The organism is Fodinicola acaciae (assembly GCF_010993745.1).
Classification (GTDB): Bacteria; Actinomycetota; Actinomycetes; order Mycobacteriales; family HKI-0501; genus Fodinicola; species Fodinicola acaciae.
Window position 1 is genome coordinate 904,518 of the sequence record NZ_WOTN01000002.1, and the last position, 23,756, is coordinate 928,273.

General features: G+C 69.7%; 22 protein-coding genes. 11 read left to right on the plus strand and 11 right to left on the minus strand.

Going from position 1 to position 23,756, the window contains the following annotated elements; all coding sequences use genetic code 11:
- Window positions 1–27 precede the first annotated feature (27 nt).
- Entirely contained in the window at window positions 28–1,023 is a 996-nt protein-coding gene (locus tag GNX95_RS19615; RefSeq protein WP_163508852.1) for a stage II sporulation protein M, read from the plus strand.
- A 495-nt stretch (window positions 1,024–1,518) separates the two neighbouring features.
- Here the strand turns inward: GNX95_RS19615 and GNX95_RS19620 are convergent, their stop codons facing one another.
- The 5 genes from GNX95_RS19620 to GNX95_RS19640 are packed head-to-tail and all read right to left on the minus strand — an operon-like array spanning window position 1,519 to window position 6,802.
- Window positions 1,519–2,850 carry a DUF58 domain-containing protein gene (locus tag GNX95_RS19620; RefSeq protein WP_163508853.1) on the minus strand — a complete coding sequence of 444 codons (1,332 nt, stop codon included), beginning with the start codon at window positions 2,848–2,850 and terminating at the stop codon, window positions 1,519–1,521.
- 1 nt (window position 2,851) lies between these two features.
- A complete protein-coding gene (locus tag GNX95_RS19625) occupies window positions 2,852–3,955 on the minus strand; it encodes an AAA family ATPase (RefSeq protein WP_425483905.1) in 1,104 nt (367 codons plus the stop codon).
- Window positions 3,952–5,205 (minus strand): DUF4350 domain-containing protein, encoded by a 1,254-nt coding sequence (locus GNX95_RS19630; protein WP_163508854.1) that lies wholly within the window; start codon window positions 5,203–5,205, stop codon window positions 3,952–3,954. Before GNX95_RS19630 ends, GNX95_RS19625 begins: the two co-directional genes overlap by 4 nt.
- A complete protein-coding gene (locus GNX95_RS19635; protein WP_163508855.1) occupies window positions 5,202–5,876 on the minus strand; it encodes a DUF4129 domain-containing protein in 675 nt (224 codons plus the stop codon). Before GNX95_RS19635 ends, GNX95_RS19630 begins: the two co-directional genes overlap by 4 nt.
- Entirely contained in the window at window positions 5,873–6,802 is a 930-nt protein-coding gene (locus GNX95_RS19640) for a hypothetical protein (RefSeq protein WP_163508856.1), read from the minus strand. Before GNX95_RS19640 ends, GNX95_RS19635 begins: the two co-directional genes overlap by 4 nt.
- Before the next feature lie 598 nt (window positions 6,803–7,400).
- On the opposite strand from GNX95_RS19640, the gene GNX95_RS19645 reads away from it, so the two are divergent.
- From GNX95_RS19645 to GNX95_RS19665, 5 genes are all read left to right on the plus strand, one after another.
- The gene (locus tag GNX95_RS19645) at window positions 7,401–7,994 is read left to right on the plus strand and encodes a hypothetical protein (protein ID WP_163508857.1); all 594 of its coding nucleotides are present in this window, start codon (window positions 7,401–7,403) and stop codon (window positions 7,992–7,994) included.
- Entirely contained in the window at window positions 7,991–8,986 is a 996-nt protein-coding gene (locus GNX95_RS19650; protein ID WP_163508858.1) for a hypothetical protein, read from the plus strand. Before GNX95_RS19645 ends, GNX95_RS19650 begins: the two co-directional genes overlap by 4 nt.
- A gap of 68 nt (window positions 8,987–9,054) precedes the next feature.
- On the plus strand, window positions 9,055–9,744 hold the full coding sequence (mtrA, locus tag GNX95_RS19655) for an MtrAB system response regulator MtrA (protein ID WP_163508859.1): 690 nt from the start codon (window positions 9,055–9,057) through the stop codon (window positions 9,742–9,744).
- A 23-nt stretch (window positions 9,745–9,767) separates the two neighbouring features.
- Entirely contained in the window at window positions 9,768–11,381 is a 1,614-nt protein-coding gene (gene mtrB, locus GNX95_RS19660; protein WP_163508860.1) for an MtrAB system histidine kinase MtrB, read from the plus strand.
- Window positions 11,374–13,131: an LpqB family beta-propeller domain-containing protein gene (locus GNX95_RS19665; RefSeq protein WP_163508861.1), complete on the plus strand. Its 1,758-nt coding sequence runs from the start codon at window positions 11,374–11,376 to the stop codon at window positions 13,129–13,131. Before mtrB ends, GNX95_RS19665 begins: the two co-directional genes overlap by 8 nt.
- A 165-nt stretch (window positions 13,132–13,296) precedes the next feature.
- Here the strand turns inward: GNX95_RS19665 and GNX95_RS19670 are convergent, their stop codons facing one another.
- Entirely contained in the window at window positions 13,297–13,731 is a 435-nt protein-coding gene (locus tag GNX95_RS19670) for a hypothetical protein (protein WP_163508862.1), read from the minus strand.
- Complete coding sequence (locus tag GNX95_RS19675) at window positions 13,704–13,973, minus strand: class I SAM-dependent methyltransferase (protein ID WP_163508863.1); 270 nt, start codon at window positions 13,971–13,973, stop codon at window positions 13,704–13,706. The genes GNX95_RS19670 and GNX95_RS19675 overlap by 28 nt, the downstream gene beginning before the upstream one ends.
- 146 nt (window positions 13,974–14,119) lie before the next feature.
- Here GNX95_RS19675 and GNX95_RS19680 point away from each other — a divergent pair, with 146 nt between their 5' ends.
- Together GNX95_RS19680 and hpf are read left to right on the plus strand one after the other, a co-directional pair.
- Window positions 14,120–14,836 (plus strand): ComF family protein, encoded by a 717-nt coding sequence (locus GNX95_RS19680; RefSeq protein WP_163508864.1) that lies wholly within the window; start codon window positions 14,120–14,122, stop codon window positions 14,834–14,836.
- Window positions 14,837–15,022: 186 nt separating this feature from the next.
- The gene (hpf, locus tag GNX95_RS19685; protein WP_222853762.1) at window positions 15,023–15,769 is read left to right on the plus strand and encodes a ribosome hibernation-promoting factor, HPF/YfiA family; all 747 of its coding nucleotides are present in this window, start codon (window positions 15,023–15,025) and stop codon (window positions 15,767–15,769) included.
- Between the two features lie 109 nt (window positions 15,770–15,878).
- Here hpf and GNX95_RS19690 read toward each other — a convergent pair whose 3' ends face one another.
- On the minus strand, window positions 15,879–16,979 hold the full coding sequence (locus GNX95_RS19690; protein WP_163508866.1) for a GNAT family N-acetyltransferase: 1,101 nt from the start codon (window positions 16,977–16,979) through the stop codon (window positions 15,879–15,881).
- 194 nt (window positions 16,980–17,173) lie between these two features.
- On the opposite strand from GNX95_RS19690, the gene secA reads away from it, so the two are divergent.
- Window positions 17,174–20,038: a preprotein translocase subunit SecA gene (secA, locus tag GNX95_RS19695; RefSeq protein WP_222853918.1), complete on the plus strand. Its 2,865-nt coding sequence runs from the start codon at window positions 17,174–17,176 to the stop codon at window positions 20,036–20,038.
- Window positions 20,039–20,107: 69 nt separating this feature from the next.
- Here the strand turns inward: secA and GNX95_RS19700 are convergent, their stop codons facing one another.
- Window positions 20,108–20,782 carry a response regulator gene (locus GNX95_RS19700; RefSeq protein ID WP_163508868.1) on the minus strand — a complete coding sequence of 225 codons (675 nt, stop codon included), beginning with the start codon at window positions 20,780–20,782 and terminating at the stop codon, window positions 20,108–20,110.
- Between the two features lie 99 nt (window positions 20,783–20,881).
- Here GNX95_RS19700 and GNX95_RS19705 point away from each other — a divergent pair, with 99 nt between their 5' ends.
- Window positions 20,882–21,529, plus strand: coding sequence for a DUF3159 domain-containing protein (locus GNX95_RS19705; protein WP_163508869.1), 648 nt, complete (start codon window positions 20,882–20,884; stop codon window positions 21,527–21,529).
- Here GNX95_RS19705 and GNX95_RS19710 read toward each other — a convergent pair.
- Window positions 21,515–22,117: an Rv3235 family protein gene (locus GNX95_RS19710; RefSeq protein ID WP_163508870.1), complete on the minus strand. Its 603-nt coding sequence runs from the start codon at window positions 22,115–22,117 to the stop codon at window positions 21,515–21,517. The genes GNX95_RS19705 and GNX95_RS19710 overlap by 15 nt on opposite strands.
- 222 nt (window positions 22,118–22,339) lie before the next feature.
- Here GNX95_RS19710 and GNX95_RS19715 point away from each other — a divergent pair, with 222 nt between their 5' ends.
- Window positions 22,340–22,912 carry a hypothetical protein gene (locus GNX95_RS19715; protein ID WP_163508871.1) on the plus strand — a complete coding sequence of 191 codons (573 nt, stop codon included), beginning with the start codon at window positions 22,340–22,342 and terminating at the stop codon, window positions 22,910–22,912.
- A gap of 502 nt (window positions 22,913–23,414) precedes the next feature.
- On the opposite strand, the gene GNX95_RS19720 is transcribed toward GNX95_RS19715, so the two are convergent.
- On the minus strand, window positions 23,415–23,654 hold the full coding sequence (locus GNX95_RS19720; protein WP_163508872.1) for a helix-turn-helix domain-containing protein: 240 nt from the start codon (window positions 23,652–23,654) through the stop codon (window positions 23,415–23,417).
- Between the last annotated feature and the right edge of the window lie 102 nt (window positions 23,655–23,756).

Below are 23,756 nucleotides of genomic sequence, written 5' to 3' on the forward strand. Positions count from 1 at the left end.
CGTGCGCGCGGTCGTTACGCTGGCCGGGTGGACATCGACGCGTTCGTCATGGAGCACTCCGGTGAGTGGGACCGGCTCGCGGCGCTGTCCAGGAAGCGGCGACTGACCGGCGAGGAGACCGACGAGCTGATCGGCCTCTACCAGCGCGCGGCGACGCATCTGTCGGTCGTACAGAGCCGGTCGCCGGACGCGGCGCTGATCGCCAGGCTGTCCCGGCTGGTCGCCGCCGGCCGCGCGGCCGTCACCGGCAGCACCGCGCCGGCCTGGTCGGACGCGGCGCGGTTCTTCACCGGCTCGTTTCCGGCGACCGTGTTCCGCGCGTGGCGGTGGTGGTGCTCGGTCGCGACGGTCTGCAGCCTGGTCGCCTTCGGCATCATGGCGTACGTCGTGCTGAACCCGTCGGCACAGTCGCGGCTCGGCACGCCGGAGGAGATCCGGCAGCTGGTCGACCACGACTTCGCCAGCTACTACAGCGAGCATCCGGCGCAGGTCTTCGCCGCGCAGGTGTGGCTCAACAACGCGATGCTGACCGCGGCGGCGCTGGTGGCCGGCATCCTGATCCTGCCGGTCGTCTATCTGCTGCTGCAGAACATCCTCAACGTCGGCATCGTCGGCGGTGTCATGATCGCCAACGGCAAGGCGGATGTGTTCTTCGGCCTGATCGTGCCGCACGGCCTGCTTGAGCTGATGTGCGTGTTCGTCGGCACCGGCATCGGCCTGCGGATCGGCTGGGCCTGGATCGCGCCCGGCCCGTTTCGTACGCGCGCCCAGGCGGTCGCCACCGAAGCGCGCGCCGGCGTCACCGCCGCACTCGGCCTGGCCGGCGTACTCGCCGTGAGCGGCGCGATCGAGGCCTTCGTGACCCCGTCGCACCTGCCGACCTTCGCGCGTATCGGCATCGGCGTGGTCGCCTTCGCCGGCTTCCTCACCTACATCATCTTCTTCGGCCGCCGCGCCACCCGGGCCGGCGAAACCGGCGACCTCCACGTCGGCGAACGCGAGGACTACGCCCCCGTCGCCTGACCGTTGCGACTGCTCACCATCTCCACCCCCTCACCCAAACTGTCGTATCCTCCCGCCAATCTGAACCCCCACCCAAGACGGGTGGGGGGTGGGTCCGAGAGGTCTTCTTACCTACATAGAAACCTCATCAGCCACAGAAGTCACACGGGTCACAGGCGGCGGTCGGCGGGATGGTCGCATGGCCACCATGCGTGCGCCAGACGCACGTAAGGGGTCCATGCGACCATCGGCGAGCCTCGCAAAAGGTGTATTTAGCGCTCCACTTCGCTCGTCGCCGCGTCCTGGCGGCCGATGGCGGCGTCACGCGCTCGCGAACTCGACGTTGTGCTCGTTTACATCGTTGCAAAACCACCAAAACGTCGAGTTCGCGATCCGGCGTGACCAAGATCAACTTCTAACTTGGGTAAGTTTCCACGCGAACCCACCCCCCGCCCGTTTTGGGTGGGGGCCCAGATTGGCGCAGGGGTACGACAGTTTCGCGCCGTAGCGGGTAAGTCAGAGGAGGCCGGCCGCCTTGAGTTCCAGGTAGGCGTCGGCGACCTTGGAGGCGAAGATGTCGGCCGGGGCGTCGACGACCTGGACGCCGGCGCGGCGGAGTGCGGAGACGATGCGGCGGCGTTCGCCGAGCGCGCGTTCGGCGGCGGCGCGTTGGTAGACGGCTTCGGAGCCGGCGCGCCGGCCGCTCGCCGGTTGGATCGGGCCGGCCATCGCGGCGACGGTCGGGTCGCTGGGGGTGGCGAGTACGACCGTGTGCCGCGCCGTCAGGCCGCCGAGCACCGGCAGCAGTCCCTGCTCGAGCGCGGCCGGCTCCAGGGCGGTGAACAGCACGACCAGCGAGCGCTTCCGCTCGGCGTGCAGCACTTCGCTGACCATCAACGAAAAGTCGCTCTCCGCCAGCCGCGGGAACAGCCGCGCCATCGCCTGCACCAGCGACGGCAGGATGTTCGCGCGGTGCGCGCCGGTCACCCGCGCCTGTACGTCGGTGTCGACGGCAAACATGTCGACGCGGTCGTCCGCGCGCGCCGCGACGGCGCCAAGAAGCAGGCAGGCGTCCAAGGATGCGTCCAGCCGTGGAATGTCGGCGATACGCGCCGCCGACGTACGACCGGTGTCGACAACGCACACGACCTTGCGGTCGCGTTCCGGACGCCAGGTGCGTACGACGACCGTGTCGCGCCGAGCGGTCGCCCGCCAGTCGATCGACCGCACGTCGTCGCCGTCGACATATTCGCGCAGTGAGTCGAATTCCGTGCCCTGACCGCGGCCACGCACCGCCAGCTGGCCTTCCAGCTGCCGCAGTTTCGACAGTTTCTCCGGCAAAAACTTGCGCGAGGTGAAGGGCGGCAACACCAGCAGTGTCCACTGTGGAGTGATCCGCCGCGCGGTTTTCCGCCTGGTCTGGCGAAAGGCCAGCCGCAGCGGACCGTAAGCGCGGATCGTCACCCGGTCGGTCCTCCGGTCACCGCGGCGGGTCGGCGTCAGTGTCGTCGTGACCGTGCCATTTTGGCCTGGCCGCAGCGAAATCCGGTGTGCGTACGGTGCGGCGCCGGCGGACGGGACCCACGCGTCGCGGACCATCCCGCGCAGCGGCCGCCTGCCGGCGTTGGTCATGTGCAGGTCGACGGTGACGGTCTCGCCGAGCCGCGTCTGCAGCGCGCCGTCGCGGTGCATCCGCACTTTCCTTGGCGCGGCGGCAAAAGACCAGTCGACCACGACAAGCACCAGCACCACCGCGGCGCAGATCAGGAGTCCGATCCACGGCGACGGCCACAGCGGCGCCGACAGCACACCGATCGCGAAGAGCGCGACCCCCCGACCGCTGATCATGTCAGCGTGGCGCCGGGACGCTGGCCAACACGGTGTCCAGTACGCCGTCGGCGGTGACACCTTCCAGCTCGGCCTCCGGACGTACGGCGACGCGATGCCGCAGCGTCGGCCGGGCCAGCGCCTTCACGTCGTCAGGCGTCACGTACGACCGGCCGGACAGCCAGGCCCACGCCTTCGAGGTCGCCAGCAGCGCGGTCGCGCCACGCGGCGACGCACCGAGCGACAGCGACGGCGACGACCGCGTCTGGCGGCAGATGTCCACCACATACGCGAGCACCGGGTCGGCGATCCGCACCTGGCGTACGGCCTCACGAGCGGCCGCCAGGTCCTCCACACCGGCGACCTGCTCGACACCGGCCGCGGCCAGGTCGCGCGGGTCGAAGCCGGCGTTGTGCGCCTGTACGACCTTCAGCTCCTCGTCGCGGGTCGGCAGCGGCACCGTCAGCTTCAGCAGGAACCGGTCGAGCTGCGCCTCCGGCAGCGGATACGTGCCTTCGTACTCGATCGGGTTCTGCGTCGCCGCCACCACGAACGGGTCCGGCAGCGGCCGCGGCTCGCCGTCGACCGACACCGTCCGTTCCTCCATCGCCTCCAGCAGCGAGGCCTGCGTCTTGGGTGGCGTCCGGTTGATCTCGTCGGCGAGCAGCAGGTTGGTGAAAACCGGCCCCGCACGGAAGGAAAACTCGGCCGTACGCGCGTCGTAGACCAGCGAGCCGGTCACGTCGCCAGGCATCAGGTCAGGGGTGAACTGGACGCGCTTGTGGTCCAGCCGGAGGGCGTGTGACAGCGTGCGTACGAGCAGCGTCTTCGCGACGCCCGGCACGCCTTCCAGCAGCACGTGTCCACGGCAGAGCAGGGCGATCACCAGGCCGGTCACCGTCGCGTCCTGGCCGATGACGACCTTGCCGACCTCGGCGCGCAGCCGGGTCAGCGCCTCGCGAGCCGCCTCGCTGTCGGCGGACTCCTCCGGAGGTTGCGCGTACGCGGTCGCCGGCACCTCGCCGTTGGAACTGGCCGGCTGTGGTGGCGGCACCGGCCGCGACGGCGGTGGCACCGGAGCTCCGGCCGGAGGCCGAGGTGGGAAGAACTCGAAGTTCTGGCTCACTGTGGGGTTCCCTCCGCTGTGGTGCCTCGACCGGTGCGGCCGGCCGTCAGATTGGCGAGATAGTCGTCGACCGCCTGGTCGAGGTCGGTGGCCAGCGCGACCAGACCCTGGTCGTCGGTCGGCGACGAACCGTAGAAGAGCAGCTGGAGCTCGTCGACGCCGCGGCCGGGCCGGCCGATCCGCTCGGCGAGCGCGATCGCCAGCGCGCGCTGGTCGGGATCGGGCCCGAGGCCGAGGCCAGGCGTGACCCGCGCGAGCGCGCCACCGCGCAGCGACGCGGCGGCCAGCTGGCGAGCTCGCGCCTTGCGATAGAGCCGGGCGCGGCCTTCGACGGTCTCCGCCGACCGTACGACCACCGGCAGCGGCTCCGGCACCGGCGTGCCGAGCCGGCGCGCGCGCCACAACGCCGCCAACCCGCCGGCCACGAGCAGATAGACGAAGGCGACCGTGACCCAGCGCGGAAACAGCGGCTGGCTGTCGGCGTCACCGGCCGGCGCCGTCTCCGACTCGTCGAGATAGAGCCAGTCGACGCGGTCGTGGGTGGAGAGCAGGTTGACGCCGAGAGCGGCGTTGCCGTTCTCGGCGAGGTGCCGGTTGGTGAGGATCTCCGCGTCGGCGATCAGGACGTACTGCGGACCGGTCGGCCTGGTGACCAGCAGGACGCCGCCGTCGTAGCAGCTGGTGACCGTGGCGTTCGTCAGCTCACTGGCGTCGTATCCGCGGCTCTGGATGCCGGCCGGACCGGCCGCGGTCGCCTCCGGCGCCGAGCACTTCGGCGACACCGGCGGCTCCGGCAGGTCGTCGCGGAACGTCAGTCGCGGCAGCAGGGCCTGGAGGGCCTGCGGGTCGGGTTCGGCGAGTACGACGCGGGTCGAGGCCGGCAGCGAACCGAGTGCGCGGATCGTCCGCAGCGCCAGCGGCTCGGTCGACGACACGAACAGCGTGTCGTCGCCGGCGCGCGCGGCTTCCAGCGCGGAGGCGCTGTCGTCGTGAGTGCGTACGGGCGTGCCGTACTTCTCGGTGATCACGCGCAGAGCGTTGGCGCCTTCGGGCCGGTAGGAGCGCGGGTTGAGTGTGCCGACCTCGCTGCTGCTGACATCGATCAGGAAGACGATGCTCGCGCCGAGCACCAGGACGACGACGATCAGCAGCGGCAGCCTGGCCCACCGCCAGGCGCGGCCGGTCGCGGCGCCGGCGCTCGGGTCTTTCAGCTGGCCAGGGGGTGGCGGTGGCGCGAGGGTCGTGGTCACTTCGGTTCTTCCGGCAGGGCCCAGCCGGCGGTGACCGGCTCCGGCTCCGCGTCGGCCGGTTTGGCTGCGGCGACCGCCTCGTAGACCTGGCGCATGGTCGTGTCGTCGCGGCGGCTGGCCACCTTCGTGCCATACCAGATGTCGCTGAAGAGCTGCGCGCCTTTGGTCAGCTGCGCGGTGGCATCGGGCAGCGAGCGGCGTACGGCGGCGACGATCTCGGTGACCGTACGACCTGGTCGCGGGTCGAGCAGGTCGCGCTCCTCCAGCGAGCGGACGATGGCTCGGAGGCGTTCGCGTACGGCCTCGGCATAGCGGCCGTCGGCGGCGTACTGGTCGGCGAGGTCGTTGTGGCTGGTCGTCGTGCCGGTGCCGAGTCGCAGTTTGGGTTCCGCGCTGGTCACTGAGCGGGACGGCAGGCCGAAGCGCCAGACCAGCAGGCCGATCAGCAGCAGCGCCGCGATGACCACGACCACGAAGCCCCAGTTGGCGCCGGCGTCGCCGCCGCTGAGTGCGTTGAGATGGCGGTCGATCCAGTCGAGGGTGTCGCTGGCCCAGCGCTCCAGCACGCTGTCCTGGTGCTGCTGGTAGGGCTGTTTGGCCAGCTCCTCGGCGGCCGACCGGCGCGCGTCGTCGCCACCGACCGGCGGACGCAGCAACAGCGTGGTGATCATGAGGCCCCCGTTTTCCGCGTACGGCGTCGCCGGCGGTTGGCCAGCAGCACCTCGATGTCCAGGCCCTCACCGCGCATCCGGCGGTCGGCGTAGAGGATGCCGGCGTTGTATGCGACGAACGGCGCGATCAGCGCGTTGGTCGCGAGCACGATGACCTCGAGCGCGAAGAGCAGGCCGAACAGCAGGCTGGTGGACGGGCCGAAGAGGCTGATCAGCAGGATCGCCGCGGCGCCGACGAAGCTGGTGACCGCCACCGTGAGCAGGGCCTGGACCAGGTAGGCGAGCAGCCGGATCAGCAGTACGCGGCCGCTGTCCTTGCCGGAGAGTTGGGTCGCGCGCCGGATCGCCGCGAAGGGCCCGATCTTCTCCAGCACGACAGTCGGACCGGTCAGTGCCACCACCGGCTGCACGGCGGCCCATCCGACGAACGAGAGCAGCAGGCTGGCGACCGTCTCGATCACGCCGACGATCGCGCTCAGGCTGAGCAGCGCCAGCCACCGGCCGCGCATGCTCTCGCGGATCCGCCGGAACGACGCCGTACGCCCGCCGACCGCGTCGTCCGCGACCGGCGCGAGCAGGCCGGACAGCGCGGCCGTGCCGATGTGGGTGAGCGTCTGCACCGCGTACGAGGTGGCCGCGAAACCCAGCAGGATCAGCAGCGTGCCGACCGCGCTCTGCGTACTGACCTGGCTCAGCAGCAGGGCGAACAGGGCGGCCAGCGGGATCGCGACGACCTGGATCGCCACCGCCACCGCGACCCCCAGCGACAGGCTGATCCGCGGCCACCGGCGCACCAGGTCCCAGGAGAAGTCGATCACCTCGCCGATCGCCAGCGGCCGCATCGGAATGCTCGGCGTACCCCCGCTCACCGGCACCTCGGCAGCATCGAGCCGCGAGGGGCTGACGGCATCCACGGCTGCGGCCATACCCGCCATCGTGTCACGCCCCGTCAGCACCCGACGGCATCCCTGCCTCCCCGGCCCCCCAACCGTTGCCCATGCTTCCCATCCGACACCCCACCGCCAAACTGTCGCACCCCCCTGCCAATCTGGGCCCCCACCCAGATCGGGTGGGGGGTGGGTTCGCGTTGGAAACTTGGATAAGTTCGAAGTTGATCTTGGTCGCCGCGAACTCGACGTAGTAGTGGTTTTGCAACGATGTAAACGACGACAACGTCGAGTTCGCGGGCGGATGGGGCCGCCACCGGGACCCCCGCTGCGCTATGGAGCGCTAAATGCTCCTTTTGTCAGACTTGTCGCTGGTCGCATGGCCACCATGCGTGCGTCAGACGCACGCAAGGGGTCCATGCGACCACCCGGTTGTGACGCATGTGACTGGTGAGTTTTCGATGTAGGTAAGGAAACCTCTCAGACCCACCCCCCACCCGATAGGGAGGGGGCAATTTACCCACACGGGTACGACAGTTTCGTGCCGTAGCAGGTAACTCGAGGACGTTCGTGGCGAATCGGCGTTGTGGGGTGGGGGCAGCCGATACGCTGCGGAAAAAGTGATCGGAGTGGGTGAATGGCGCTGACCGTGGTGGAGGACCACCGTGAGCTGCTCGAGCCGGTCGTGGCCGAGCTGGCCGCGGTGTCCGACTGGTCGTCCTGCTGGCGGCCGCTCGACCAGCCGTTCGGCGCCGAGTACGCCAACCGGGTCGCCGCCGAGACCGGATGGCGGCCGGTGCCGCCGGTCCAGGTGCTGTCCGGCCAGCCGTTGCGGTCGATGCGGTTCACGCTGGCCAGCGGCCGGCACGTCGTGGCGGCGCCGGCGGCGGTACGCCCGGCGCTGAGCTGGGTCTGGGCCGCCGAGCTCGACAAAGACGCCGGGCTGGCCAAAGAGGCCGCGGCAGAGGCACTGGTCAACGACGGACGCATGGCGGCGCGGCAGGCGCTGGACGACATCGCGGGCCGGCTCGCCACACAGCTCGGCAGGCCGGGCGAGCCGACCTGGGTGACACCGGACGACGACCCGCGGATGAGTCACCCCGGCTTCGTCGTCAGCTGGCCGCGCCACCGCGCGGTCGTGCAGCTGGACGTCTGGGAGGACGGCGGCTATCTGGCCGAGCCGTGGACCTGGGAGGTGCACCTGTGGGTCCGGCCGGAGGCGGCGCGGTGAGCTGGCACGGGTACGCCGGCTGGACCGGTGGCGTCGAGCTCGACACGTTCGGGCACCGGCACTGGCTGCGCGACAACCTGCCGTCGCTGGCGACCGTGTACGTGGCGGCGCTCAACGCCGCGCAGATCGCCGAGCCGGCACAGCCGCCGCCGGCGCGCATCGCGGCAGCGATCGCCAGGCTGCGTGCTCGCGGCGTGCTGGTCGGCAACCGCCGCGACCTGCTGGCCTGGCTCGCCGACGGCGTCGACGCCGGCTTCACGCTGACCGCGCCGCCGATGGCGACCCGCGTCTTCGCGACCGGCTGGCCGGCCGGCGACGGGCCGTACGTGCCGGCCAAACACCTGGCCGAGGCGGTCGCCGACCACCTCAACAACCTGCTGCCACCGGTGCCGGCGGTCGCGCTCACCAACCTTGCGGACGCGCAGCTCATCGACCGGCTCGACCTGTTCGCACCGGACGGCATCGAGGACGAGCTGCGCCGGCCGTTGCTGCGGCTGCTGGACGAGCGGCCGGAGCTGGCCGACCGGCTCGGCCGTCCGCAGCTCGCCGCCTTCGCCGCACTCGTCTGGCGTGACGGCGTCGCCAAGCAGTACGCGCGTGAGGCCGGCGGTGAGGTCGTGGTGGTCGCACCGGCACCGTACGAAGGTGAGTCGCTGATCGCCGTCGACCTCCCGGAGCTGGCGGCCAGCCGCGCCGTCGTCGCCGCCGAGATCGCCTGCCTCGGGTTCACCCACGAGCTCTACCGGATCGAGCACAAGCTGGCCGACGACCAGCGCGTACGCGAGGCCCGCCGGCATGCCGCCGCGGCCGGCCTGACCGGCGACGACGTACGCCGGGCCGGCACGGCCGCGCGCCGCGGACCGGTCGCGCTGCCGGTCGTGGAAGACCGCGCGAGCAGCTACCGTGAGGCCGTCGAGGCCGGCCACCTGCCGGCCGCTCGACCGAAGGCGGGTCCGGAAGCGGTCGTCCGCGGGTACGAAAGGTCACCATAAGGACGCGCAACACCGGCTTCGCAGCGGTTTGCTGCGCCTGACTGTGGCGAGAGTGTCACGATGTCGGCATGAAAGCACGCGTACTGGTGGTCGACGACGATCCCGCGCTCGCCGAGATGCTCGGCATCGTGCTGCGCAACGAGGGTTTCGTGCCCTCGTTCGTGGCCGACGGCGAGCGCGCGCTGGCGGCGTTTCGCGAGGACCGGCCGGACGTGGTGTTACTCGACGTGATGCTGCCGGGGATGAGCGGCATCGAGGTGTGCCACGCGATCCGCTCCGAGTCGGACGTACCGATCGTCATGCTCACCGCGCGCGGTGACACCGGTGACGTCGTACGCGGCCTGGAGTCCGGCGCCGACGACTACGTCGTCAAGCCGTTCAAGCCGCAGGAGCTGATCGCGCGCGTACGGGCCCGCCTGCGCCGTTCCGACGACGGTCTGCCGGAGCAGCTCACCATCGGACCGCCGGAGTCGCCGGTGATCATCGACGTGCCGGGCCACAACGTGACCAGGAACGGCACCAAGATCGGCCTCACGCCGCTGGAGTTCGACCTGCTCACCGCGCTGGCCCGCAAGCCGCGCCAGGTCTTCACCCGCGAGGTGTTGCTGGAGAAGGTGTGGGGCTACCGGCACGCCGCCGACACCCGGCTGGTCAATGTCCACGTCCAGCGGTTGCGTGCCAAAGTGGAACGGGACCCGGAGCGGCCGGAGGTCGTGCTCACGGTCCGCGGTGTCGGCTACAAGGCCGGCCCGCAGTGAGGTCCAGGCTATGAGGTTGTGAGTTGGGTCGAATCCGCCGCGCCGCCGGCCGGTTGAGCCACGCCGTGGGCGCGGCCGCCGGTGGCGTGCTGCAGCTGTGGCGGCGCTCGCTGCAGTTCCGTATCACCACGACGACGCTGCTGGTCTGTGGCGTCATCGTGCTCGTCCTCGGGTTCGTCCTGATCAAGCAGATCACCGACGGACTGCTGGAGAGCAAGGTCAACAGCGCCATCGACGCGGTCGAGAGCGGTCAGCGGTCGGCGGCCGCGCAGCTGGGTACGCTCGGCGGCTCCGGCGACCCGGAGCTGCAGTCGACGGTGCTGGAGATCGACGAGCTGCTGTCCGCGCGCACCGGCACGACCGGCGAGTTCGGTGTGCTGCTCAAGCCTGGCGACACCGACGTGGCGGCCGCCTCCTCACGCTTCCTGGACGGCATCAACGTGCAGATCCCGCCGGGTCTTGAGCACGAGGTCGTCGACAACAACAACCTGACCTACCAGTACACGCGGCTGACCGCGAAGCTCGACGGCAGCAGCGCGCCGTATCTGGTCGTCGGTACGCCGGTGGTGACAGACTCCGGCTCCTTCGCGCTCTACTACTACTTTCCGCTCGGCGACCTGCAGCAAACCGTGAGCCTGGTGCAAAACGCGGTGCTGGCGATCGGCGGCCTGCTGGTGCTGCTGGTGGTCGGCCTGGCGGCGCTGGTGACGCGGCAGGTGGTGCAGCCGGTACGGGTCGCGGCGCGTACCGCCGAACGGCTGTCCGCCGGCCTGCTCGCCGAGCGGATGCAGATCGACGGCGAGGACGACCTGGCCCGGCTGGCCACCTCGTTCAACCAGATGGCGGTCAACCTGCAGCAGCAGATCCTCGCGTTGGAGGACCTGTCCCGGCTGCAGCGCCAGTTCACTTCTGACGTGTCGCACGAGCTGCGTACGCCGCTGACCACGATCCGGATGGCCGCGGAGGTCCTGCACGACGGCCGCGCCGGCTTCGACGAGCAGACGCGGCGCTCGGCCGAGCTGCTCTACAACGAGGTCGACCGGTTCGAGCTGTTGCTGGCCGACCTGCTGGAGATCTCCCGCTACGACGCCGGTTTCGCCGTGCTGGAGGCGGAGCCGCACGATCTGCGGCAGCTGGTCAACCGCGCGGTCGGCACGATCGCTCCGCTGGCCGCGCGCGCCGGCAGCGTGTTGCGGATCGACCTGCCGCGGCAGCCCGCGATCGCCGACGTGGACGCCCGGCGGGTCGAGCGGGTCCTGCGCAACCTGCTCGGCAACGCCGTCGAACATGGCGAAGGCCGGCCGGTGGTGATCGCGATGGCGCAGGACGCGCACGCGGTGGCGGTGACCGTACGCGACAACGGCGTCGGCCTGGCGCCGAAGGACGCCGAGACGGTGTTCGAGCGGTTCTGGCGCGCCGATCCGTCGCGTGCCAGGCAGACCGGCGGCACCGGACTGGGGTTGTCGATCGCGCTGGAGGACGCACACCTGCACGGTGGCTGGCTGGAGGCGACCGGCCAGCTCGGTGTGGGAGCGGTGTTCCGGCTGACGCTGCCGTTGCGCGCCGGCGAGGACCTGCGGTCGTCGCCACTGCCGTTGGAGATGACCGATCAGGCGACGGAGGTGGCACGTGGCTAGGTCGCGGATTCTCGTCGCACTGGTGGCGCTGGTCGTGCTGCTGGCCGGCTGCGGCATCCCCGACTCCGGCGCGCCGATCGTCTATCGAGCGGTGCCGCCGGGCGGCGGCGACCGGCCGGACCCGCCGGACGCCAGGTCCAACCCGCAGGGGCCGCAGAAAGGCGGCACGCCGATCCAGACCGTCGAGGGCTTCCTGGTGGCGGTCGGCAGCAGCTCCGAGCGGTCGTACGCGACGGCCCGCACGTATCTCAGCGCGCCGGCGGCCTGGAAGCCGGCCGGCTCGGTGCGCGTCTTCACACTGAGCTCGGTCACCGCGGTCGGCCGGCCGGACAGTGGTCGGGTGCGGATCAGCGGCCAGCAGATCGGCCTGATCAACGCGGACGGCTCGTTCACACCGTCGGTGCAGGCGATCGACCGTACGGTCCAGCTCAGCCGCACCGGCGACGTGTGGCTGATCGACAACCCGCCGGGCGACATCCTGTTGCGCAGCGACTTCTTCAGCCAGATCTACGTGCCGGCGACGCTCTATTTCCTCGACCCGACGGCACAGCGGCTGGTGCCGGACATCCGCTACATGGACGCGTCCGGCTCGTCGACCGACCGGTGGACGGCGGCCGTACGCCTGCTGCTCGGCGGTCCGTCGCAGTCTCTGGGCGGCGCGGTGCGTACGGCGATCCCGGCGAACACGCGCCTGCACGGCAACGTCGTACAGGACAACCAACACGTGGTCGCCGACGTTTCCTCGGAGGCGCTGGATAGTCCGTCACTGTGGCCGGCGATGGTCGCGCAGTTCATCTGGACGATCAAGAAGGTGACCGGCGGCGAGGTGCGGCTGATGATCGACGGCCGCGAGGTGAGCACGATCGGCGCCAGCTCCGGTGCCAAGGTGGACGACATCGTCGACCAGTTCGACCCGGACGCGCTGACCGCCAACCTCAGCGCCTACCGGGTCGCCGGCGGTGTCGTCCAGCCGGCGCTGGCCGGTGGCCGCCAGGTGCCGGCCGCGTTCTCGGTGACCACCGGCGTGGTCGCCGCGTCGATGTCGGCCGACGGCGGTGCGGTCGCCAAGGTCGGCCAGGCCGCCGGCCAGCAGACGCTCTATCTCGGTCCGTCCGCCGGACCGCTCACGCCGGTGCTCACCGAGCCGAAAATCCTCACGCCGACCTGGGAGTTCGATCACGGCGGCGCGATCACCGCGATCAACGACCGCGAGCTGGTCTACGCGCAGCTGAACAGGCCGGTCACCCCGATCCGCTCGCCGGAGCTGGCCGCCATGCTCGGCAAACGCGGCCGGATCGTCTCGCTGCGGCTGGCGCCGGCCGGCGTACGGCTCGCGATGGTGATCAGCGACGGCTCCGGCGGCTCGCACATCGTGGTCGGCGTCGTCAAGCACAACGCCGGCGAGTCGGTGTCGGTCGGCAACCTGCACGTCGTCTCGAGCCAACTCATCGACGCCGCCGACGTCGCCTGGAACAACGACAACGGCCTGGTCACCCTCGCCGCGACCAGCCGCGGCGAGGTCGTGCAGTACCAGATCGCCGCCGACGGCTCCAACGAACAACAGTCGCCGTCTGGCCTGCCGACCGTACCGACCCGGATCGCCGCGGTCCCCAAACAAAGCAACCAGTCCACCCTGGCAGCCGTCGGCGGCCGCCTCTACCAGTTCTACAAACCCGGCTGGCGTCCCCCGGCCGGCCACAACGGCGAAGGCCTGGTCATCCCGGCCACCAGCGTCTTCTACCCCAGCTGACGGTTACCCGCTACGGCGCGAAACCGTCGTACCCCCGTGCCAATCTGGGCCCCCACCCAAAACGGGCGGGGGGTGGGTTCGCGTGGAAACTTACGTAAGTTAGAAGTCGATCTTGGTCGTACGGAGACTGGTTGAGCGCTAAACGCGGGCATCAGGCGCCGCGACTCAGGCCTCGGTCGAGGCCGCCAACCAGGTCTTGTCCGCGGTGAGCCAACGGATCGCGCCAAACCGGGATCGGCACAGCGCGGCGGAAAGGTCGTCCACGGACAGCCGGCGTGCGGTGAAGGTCTGCGTCCAGCGGTGCTGGTCGAGACCGTAGTGGACCTTGGCACGTACGGTCTCGGCTTGACGTTCCAACACCTCGATCGAGATCGACAGCCGGTCGCGGGTCGACGTCGACGGACGGAGGTTGTCGAACCACTCCGGTGGATGCCACTGGATGACAACGGATCCGCGCCGGCCCGTGTGGCGGCGGGCGACCTCCAGCATGGCCTGCCGGGCCACGTCGTCCGGAGTGTTGACCAAGGTGCTGGCCAGCAGGACGCAGTCGAAGGTCCGTCCCAGGTCGAGCGTCAGGATGGAGTCGCGGACGGTCGGCAACCGGCCGCGTGGCTGAGCATCTCGGCGGACTCGTCGACGCCGACCACGTCGTGTCCCATCGCCGCGAGCGGACGCAGAATCCGGCCGGTGCCACAACCCAGCTCCAGTACGCTGCCGCCGGGCGGGATCGCGGCGTGCACGATCTCGGGCTCACCGGCCGGTGGCAGCTGTGCGTATAGGTCGACGGCGCAACCGTCTGGCGTGATCGGGCCTTGACCGGTGCCGACATTGGCGGCTGTCATCCCAAAACGTTGGGCCTCGAATGTCGGGACGGCCAATCGCATAACACGAAGAGCCGCGATTTCGTGGTCGTCCACAGTGCGAGTTTCTGTCCACAGATTCCAGCGCTCCAGCCGAAACCGTACGGCACACGACGGAGAATGACGTCGTGGCCACGACCGCCCGGGACCTCGCACGGTCGCTCGCGGATCTGGTCCTGCCGGTACGGTGCGCCGGCTGCGGGTTGCGCGACGTGCCGCTCTGCGACGCGTGCCGGTGGTGGCTGGAGCGGCCGGCGCGTCAGGTCGTGCCGACGCCGTGTCCGCCGGACATGCCGGTGTGCTTCGCGGTGGCGCCGTACGCGGGTCCGCCGCGGCAGACGCTGCTGGCCTACAAGGAGCGCGGCCGGCACCGGCTGGCCAAGCCGCTCGGCGGCGCGCTGACCAGGGCCGTCGGCCAGGCCGGCGGCGGCCGGCCGGTGCTGCTGGTGCCGGTGCCCTCGACCGCGGCGGCGGTCCGAGCGCGCGGTGGCGACCATCTGCGGCCGCTGGTCGAGCAGGTGCTGCGCCGCGTCGACGGCCGGCTCGCCGAGGTGCTGACGGCGCGGCCGCGTCCCGACTCGGCCGGCCTGTCGTCGGCGGCGCGCGCGGCGAACCGCGTCGGCGCGTTCGGATTCCGTACGAAGGGCAGGCGGCTTCTCAGCTCCGCGGTACGCGATGGTTACGCGGTAGTAATAGTCGACGACCTCGTCACGACCGGCGCGACTCTCGCCGAGATCAACCGCGTACTCACCGCGGAGGGCGCACCGCCGAGCCATTCCGCCGTCATCGCCGCCACCGTCAAACGCTCCGCGCATATCCGGTCACCGGGGCGATCTCGCAGGTAGAAGGAAAGTGGCCAGCTATTGAACGTCGGGGACATGTGGATGACACTCGAAACGAACAGCGGATTTACGGCTAGGGGGTGACGTAGGGCCGAATACCCGTTAGCGTCATTTGTCCGGAACTACTTCAACCGGAGGTGCCACAAACCCCAATCCCCGCTGCGTGTTCCGGGGGGAGCCGCAACGTCTTTGCCAGAGATCTGGCACTTATCAGTTGGGAGGTCACGCGTGGACATTGTTGTCAAGGGCCGTAACGTCGAGGTTCCTGACCATTACCGCCAGCACGCCAGTGACAAGCTCGAAAAAGTCGCACGATACGACCACAAACTCTTCAGGATCGATGTCGAGCTGTTCCACGAGCGCAACCGCCGCCAGTCGGCGTCCTGCCAACGAGTCGAGATAACCGTCAAGTCGCGCGGCCCGGTGGTACGCAGCGAGGCCTGCGCCGGTGACTTCTATTCAGCCCTCGACCTGGCGATCGGCAAGCTGGAGGGACGGCTGCGCCGGTCCGCCGACCGCCGCCGCGTGCACCGCGGCCGCCGCTGTCCGGTCTCGGTCGCCGAGGCGACCGCCGGCGCGCGCGAGCTGCTGCCGGTCGGCCAGCCGACGGTCGGCCCGGACGCGAGCGCGTACGCCGCGGCCGGTTTCGTACCCTCCGCCAACGGATCCGGCGGCGTCGGCGTCATCGACGTCACCGACGACGACCTGGAACAGCCGGACGGCCCCGGCCAGATCGTGCGGGAGAAGGAGCACAGCGCCGAGCCGATGACGATCGACCAGGCTCTCTTCGAGATGGAGCTGGTCGGCCACGACTTCTTTCTCTTCCACGACAAGGATTCCGGCCAGCCGAGCGTGGTCTACCGGCGGAAGGGCTACGACTACGGCGTGATCCGCCTGGTCGAGCAGGCCGCCTACGCACCCGCCGGCCGGATGTAGCCGCGCCGGACGTACGCGCAGGTCAGCGCGCATCCGACGACGCAATCGGAATCCGAATGTAACGTGACGAGGCGCCGGTCCAGCCCGGTCGGCGCCTCGTCGCGACCGGTCAGTCGCGTACGCGCGCGCTCTGGCCAACGTCCCAGCGAGGGCCGTCTGGGTTCGGCAGATAGCCGCGCAGCACGCCCTCGTAGCGGAAGCCGGCTTTCTCGATGACCCGCAGGCTGGCCGCGTTGCCGACCACCGCGCTCACCTCGACGCGGCTGACCGCCGGCAGCGACAGGGCCCAGTCGGCGGCCAGCCGCGCCGCGCGCGTGGCCAGGCCGCGGCCGCGGTAGGCCGGGTGGATCATGTAGCCGAGACCGGCGATCCCCAGCACGGCCGACTGCAACCGGACCGTACAGTCGCCGCACGGCTGCCCGGACTCGACGTCCACCACGGTGAACTGCGCCTGCCGGCCGGTCAGCAGGTCGGCCTGGGTCCGCCGGACACGGTTGCGGACGAAGTCCACCGAGCGGGTCCTCTCGTTGGTCTCCCAGCGCCGGGTTTCCTTGTCCTGGAAGCATTCCACCAGCACCTGCAGATCGTCCTCGACGGACGTCCGCAGAGCGACCACGCCGTCGGTCAGGCGGCCGCCGGGCAGGTCGGGGAAGGTACGCGGCGACGGCCCGGCCGGGTCGTCCGGCAGCCGCCGCCAGACGAACATGTCGCCGCGGCTGCCGTCGCGCCGCCGGCCGCCGGAGACCTGGGTCGCCTCGTACGTGAAGCCGGCCGCGATCGCGGTCCGCTGGCTGGCGGTGTTCAGGCAGTCGGTCAGCAGCTCGACCCGTCCCGCTCCCTGCTCGAAGGCATAGCGCGCCGCCGCCGCGGCCGCTCGGCTTGCGACCCGCTGCCGGCGGGCCCACGGTGCGACCCAGTAGCCGACCTCGGCGACGCCGTTCATCGCCTCCCAGCGCGGCAGCCCGACGTTGCCGAGCAGCCGGCCGGTCGCCGCGTCCAGCACCGACCACGTCCGGCCACCGCGCTGCCACAGCTCCGGCGCCATCCTGGTGACGAAGTCACGTGCGGCGGCCTCGTCGTAGGGCGACGGCAGTCCCGGCAGCCACAGCTGCGTCGACGGGTCGGAGCAGCCGCCGACGATGTCCGGGATGTCGGCTTCGGTCGGTGCTCGCAGGATCAGGCCGTCGGTTTCGATACGTACGTCCTCCACCTGACGCATCCTGCACCCCAACGTCGGGCTTGTCGTGCGAGTTCCCGTCCGGTCCGAGTTGGGGCCGAATTGTCAGTAGGTTGTCCATCGGCCGTAGCCACGCGCCGCCTTCGGCATACGATGGGACCCGAGCGCACCCTCTGTCGGGGGTGCTGAGTGCTGTCCACGATGTGAGAGCTGAGCAACCCGTGCCAATCCTTGAGAGAATCCTCCGCGTCGGCGAAGGCCGCATCGTCCGCCGGCTCAAAGCCCTGGCCGACACCATCAACGCCATCGAGGACGAGTTCGTCGATCTCACCGACAAGGAGTTGGCGGAGAAGACCGACGAATACCGCGAGCGGTACGCGGAGTGCGAGACCGACAAGGAACGCGAGAAGTGCCTGGACGACCTGCTGCCGGAGGCCTTCGCGACGGTACGCGAGGCGGCCAAGCGGGTGCTCGGCCAGCGGCACTATGACGTGCAGCTGATGGGTGGGGCCGCGCTGCACTACGGCAACATCGCCGAGATGCGCACCGGTGAGGGCAAGACGCTGGTCGCCACGCTGCCGGCCTATCTCAACGCTCTGTCCGGCAAGGGCGTGCACGTCGTCACGGTCAACGACTATCTGGCCGCCCGTGACGCCGAGTGGATGGGACAGGTGCACCGCTTCCTCGGCCTGTCGGTCGGCGTGATCCTGGCACAGATGACGCCGGACGAGCGCCGCGCGGCGTACAACTGCGACATCACCTACGGCACCAACAACGAGTTCGGCTTCGACTACCTACGCGACAACATGGCCTGGTCGGGCGACGAGCTGGTGCAGCGCGGCCACAACTTCTGCATCGTGGACGAGGTCGACTCGATCCTGATCGACGAGGCCCGTACGCCGCTGATCATCTCCGGCCCGGCCGAGCAGTCCGGCAAGTGGTACACCGAGTTCGCCAGGATCGTGCCCAAGCTGCAGCGCGGCGAGGCCGCCGACAACGTCAAGAAGACGGTGGAGACCGGCGACTACTCGGTGGACGAGAAGAAGCGGTCGGTCGGCATCCACGAGTCCGGCATCGCCAAGGTGGAGGACCAGCTCGGCATCGAGAACCTCTATCAGGAGGACCTGACGCCGCTGGTCGGCTATCTCAACAACGCGCTGAAGGCCAAGGAGCTCTACAAGCGCGACCGCGACTACGTGATCATCGACGGCGAGGTGCTGATCGTCGACGAACACACCGGCCGCATCCTCGCCGGCCGCCGCTACAACGAGGGCATGCACCAGGCCATCGAGGCCAAGGAAGGCGTGGCGATCAAGGACGAGAACCAGACGCTCGCCACCATCACGCTGCAGAACTACTTCCGGATGTACGCCAAGCTGTCCGGCATGACCGGCACGGCGATGACCGAGGCGGCCGAGTTCAACAAGGTCTACAAGGTCGACGTCGTACCGATCCCGACGCACAAGCCGATGCAGCGCAAGGACAACCCGGACGTCATCTACAAGACCGAGATGGCCAAGTTCAACGCGGTCGTCGAGGACATCGTCGAGCGGCACGAGCAGGGCCAGCCGATCCTGGTCGGCACGGTCAGCGTGGAGAAGTCCGAGCTGCTGTCCAAGCTGCTGCTGCGCCGCGGCGTGCCGCACGAGGTGCTGAACGCGAAAAACCACCTGCGTGAGGCGTCGATCGTCGCGCAGGCCGGCCGGCTCGGCGCGGTCACCGTGGCGACCAACATGGCCGGTCGTGGCACCGACATCCTGCTCGGCGGCAACGCCGAGGCGCTGGCCGACGCCGAGCTGCGCAACCGCGGCATCGACCGCGACTCGGACAACTACGACGAGGCGTGGGAGAAGGCGCTCCGGCGGGCCAAGAAGGAGGTCACGCTGGAGGCCGAGGAGGTGCTCGAGGCCGGCGGCCTGTACGTGTTGGGCACCGAGCGGCACGAGTCGCGGCGGATCGACAACCAGCTGCGCGGCCGGTCCGGCCGGCAGGGCGATCCCGGCGAGTCGCGGTTCTATCTGTCGCTCGGCGACGACCTGATGCAGCGCTTCAACGCCAACGCGGTCGAGGCGATCATGGAGCGGTTCAACATCCCCGAGGACGTGCCGATCGAGTCCAAGCTGGTCACCCGGCAGATCCTGTCCGCGCAGACGCAGATCGAGCAGCAGAACGCGGAAATCCGCAAGAACGTCCTGAAGTACGACGAGGTGCTCAACAAGCAGCGCAAGGTCGTCTACGCCGAGCGTAAGAAGGTGCTCGACGGCGAAGACCTGCACGAGCAGATCCGCGGCATGATCGACGACGTCATCGAGGCGTACATCGTCGGCGCCACCAGCGAGGGCTATGCCGAGGACTGGGACATGGACGCGCTGCTCACCGCGCTGAAGCAGCTCTATCCGATGTCGGTCACGCTTGAGCAGCTGGAGGAGGAGGCCGGCGGTCCGGAGGCGCTGGACGCCGAGTTCCTGACCGCGCGCATCCGCGAGGACGCGCAGGCCGCGTACGACCGGCGCGAGGCGCAGATCGGCGAGGAGCCGATGCGTGAGCTGGAGCGCCAGGTGCTGCTGTCGGTCTTCGACCGCAAGTGGCGCGAGCACCTGTACGAGATGGACTACCTGCAGGAAGGCATCGGCCTGCGGGCGTACGCGCAGCGCGACCCGCTGGTGGAATACCAGCGCGAGGCCTTCGACATGTTCGCGACCATGATGGACGGGATCAAGGAGGACGCGGTCGGCTTCCTGTTCAACGTCGAGGTCCAGGTGCAGCAGGACGAGGCGGAGGCCGAGGACCGCAGCGAGGCCGGCCGGATCGAGGCGCTGAAGAACATCGCCGCGCCGCGGACGCCGCAGCGGCTGGAATACTCCGCGCCGACGCTGGACTCCGAGGCGCCGACGCAGATCATGCCGGTCATCCAGGACGAGCCGGCGGCCGGCGCACGCCGCAGCGGGCCGCGGTCGACGGTCGCGTCCGGGGGCAAGCAGGTCGCTCCCGGCCAGAAGGTCACCGGCAAGCAGACGCCGCGCAACGCCCCCTGTCCTTGTGGCTCCGGCAAGAAATACAAGCGCTGCCACGGCGCGACCGAGGCCAGCTGACCGTACGCGACCGTTGTCCGCATGGCCACCATGCGTGCGTCCAGTGCACGCATGGTGGCCATGCGGCCATCAGCTCTCGAAGCGATAGCCGAGGCCCGGCTCGGTGACGAAATAGCGCGGATGCGTGTGGTCGGGCTCGAGTTTTCGGCGCAGCTGGGCCAGATAGACGCGCAGGTAGTTGGTCTCGGTGCCGTACTGGGGACCCCAGACCTCGCGCAGAAGCTGCCGCTGGCCGACGAGTTTTCCCCGGTGGCGCACCAAAGTCGTGAGGATGTGCCACTCGGTCGGGGTCAGCCGCACCTCGCCGGCCGCGGTCGTCACGCGTTTCGCGGCCAGATCGATGGTGAAATGCGGCGTGGTGATGACTGGGGTTTCCTCGCCGGCCGCGCCGCGGCGTAGTGCGGCTCGCATTCGCGCCAGCAGCTCGTCCATGCCGAAGGGCTTGGTGACGTAGTCGTCGGCGCCGGCGTCCAGCGCGGACACCTTCTCGGCCTGCTCGGTGCGCGCCGAGAGCACGATGATCGGCACCGTCGTCCAGCCGCGCAGGCCGCGTACGACGTCGACGCCGTCGATGTCCGGCAGGCCGAGGTCGACGATCACCAGGTCCGGCTGCCGCTTCGCGGCCAGGTCGAGCGCGGTGCGGCCGTCCTCGGCGACCTGCACCTCGTAGCCGCGGGCCTTCAGGTTGACCCGCAGCGCGCGGCGCAGCTGCACCTCGTCGTCCACGACCAGCACCGTGTCCATGCCAGCCATTGTGCGCGTCACCAGAGCAAACGGCGCCAGTGGCCATCATCACCAGGGGCCCGGCGTACGCGCGGGCGCCGGTTAGGGCAGGCTTAGTTGGTGGCTACGGGTACGGAGCGGGACAACGAGTCGCTGGTGTCGCTCCTCGGAGGTCGTACGGCGTCGATCGACGCGACACTGCCGGTCGTCGCGTTCGTCGTCGGCTGGCTCGCCGGTGGCCGCTCGGTGTGGGTCGGCGCGATCGTGGCGATCGCCGTCGGCGTCGCCGTCGCGGTCTTCCGGCTGGCTCGCGGCAAGCGCCCGCGCGCCGTGCTGATCGGCCTGCTCGGCGTCTGCGTCGCCGCGCTTATCGCGCTCTACACCGGCCGTGCGGCCGACTTTTTCCTGCTGCAGCTGGCATCCAACGCGGCGAGCGCGCTCGTCTGGATCATCAGCATCGTGCTGCGCTGGCCGCTGCTCGGCGTGATCATCGGCTTCGTCCTCGGCCAGAAGACCAGGTGGCGCAAGGACCGTGCGCTGGTGCGCGCGTACTCGCTGGCGTCGTGGATCTGGGTCCTGCAGTATGCGTTGCGCGTCGCCGTCTTCGGTGTCCTCTATTACGCGAACGCCGTTGTCGCGCTCGGTGTCGCGAGGGTGGCGATGAGCTGGCCGCTGGTGGTGCTGTGCCTGGTGGTCAGCGGCTGGGTGCTGGCCAGGTCGCTGCCGGCCGGACATCCCGGCTTTCGGCGGCCACTAGATGAGCTGTAGGTAGGTGCAGCGCCAGCGGCCGTCGTAGCCTTCCAGGCGCAGTGCGATCGCGCGACTGCGGCCGTGATGCGTCACCACGGCGCAGGCCTCGGCGACGCCGTCGGCCGGCTCGTCGACCCGTACGGTGCTGACCTGTCCTGGCACGCGACTCTGTCGTGGCTGTCCCGGCACCGGTGCGGCCGAGGTGGCCGCGAGGCGGGTCAGCAGCGCGGCGTAGACGCGCTCGGAGGTCACCGGCATCAGCTGCTGGACCGGCCGGCGGCCGGCCATCACCTCGACGATGGCCTGGGTCAGCCGCTTGGCGACCGTACGCGGACACGGCAGTTGCCGTCGCGGTGTCGGTTGCGGCGCGAAGACCGGATCCTGCTTTGGCGTGGTCCGCGGCTCGTCGGTCTCGAACGGCAGGGGATCGGCGTACGCCTCGATCGGCGGCGCCGGCCGTCCGACCAGGCGCAGGTGGCGTTCTTCGAGGTGCTCGACCGGAGAATATGGCGGCTCGGTGCACGGCGCTCTGCGCACCTCGATGCGGCGCCGGTGCCTGGCCGGACGGCAGACCTGCGGCGCGGCGACCGCGCTGCTCGTAGTCATCTGGTCCTCCCCGGCCATGCCACCCACGGTTGCGTGTCCATCACAGGTTGGACGCGCGTGCTCGGCGGTGATGACGCGGAAACGCCGCTTTGGTCCGTTGTTCCGATCGATGCCTTGACCATGTTTACCCCCCGATTCATTCGTTTGCTTCCATTTGCATTTGTAAGCTATCGATGACGCTCGGTCAAGTGGTTCGCCGGAAAAGCCAGGTACGGTGTGTCTGTGCGCGAATCGGACGCGAGTCGCTGGGAGGGCTTGTTCGCCGACCTGGAGGCTCAGGCGGCCGCGCTGGGGCAGGCCGACGCTGATGCGGAGTTGGCCGATCTCGTCCGGTCGCGCGTCGGTGAGCTGCGGTTGTATGACCGGTTGCGTGCCGCGTGGGGACAGTCGATCGCGTTGACCGTCTGCGGCGCTGGCCGTGTCGACGGCGTGCTGCGCGAGGCGGGCGTCGACTGGTTGTTGTTGGCCGACGCGTACCGCCGCGAGGTCCTGGTGCCGGCAGCCGCGGTCACCTCGGTCGCCGGTCTCGGGCCGCATTCGCTGACGCCAGGCTCGGAGGGCCACGTCGCCGCGCGGTTGACACTCCGCTGGGCCCTGCGCCGCATCACGCGCGACCGCTCACCGGTGGCGGTCACCTTGACCGACGGCGGTCAACTCTTCGGCACGCCGGACCGCGTCGGCGCCGACTTCCTGGACCTCGCCGAACATCCCGCCGACCAACCCCGCCGCGCCACCGCCGTACGCGGCATCCGCGCCATCCCACTGGCCGCCCTGGCCCTGCTCCGCCGCGCTTGACCCCGTCATTTACCCGCTACGCCGCGAAACTGTCGTACCCAGATGTCAATCTGGGCCCCCACCCAGATCGGGTGGGGGGTGGGTTCGCGTGGAAACTTAGATGAGTTAGAAGTTGATCTTGGTAGCCGCCTCGGGTCGCGAACTCGACGTTTTGGTGGCTTTGCAACGATGTAAACGGCCAAAACGTCGAGGTCGTGAACATGTGCATCCGCCGGTCGGTGACTCATGCGGTCCTGTAGCGCTAAATGCCGCTTTTGTCGCACTCGTCATGCGCATGCATGGACCCCTTGCGTGCGTCAGACGCAAGTAAGGGGTCCATGCGATCGATCGCGCGACGCCAGGCTGTGACTCATGTGACCAATGAGGTCAGCGAGGCGAAATTTTTGCGAATTGCTTGCAACCTCTCAGACCCACCCCCCACCCGACAGGGAGGGGGAAATTTACCCACACAGGTACGACAGTTCGTGCGGGGAGTGGTCGTTGGTGAGCATGGCGAACGAGGTCAGGGGGACTCGGCGTCCTCGCGTTCGATGAGGGGGTTCTCGCGGACCCACTCGGCGGTCTGGGCGTACTGCCGCTCGATGTATTCCTCCAGCTTCGAGCGCTCGACTCGCCACTGCCCGCGGCCGCCGACCTTGATGGCGGCCAGCTCGCCGCTGCGGACCAGTGCGTAGGCCTGCGAACTGGAGATGTTGAGCAGGTCGGCGACATCGGACAGCAGCAGAAACCGTTCCGAACTCATCGCGTCACCACCTGACTGCCTTCGACAAGCTCAGTGTGCCAGTGTTCGCCACTGTTTGCGCGCACTGACGCGCGGCGATTTGCCTGGTGACGAGAAGGGGAG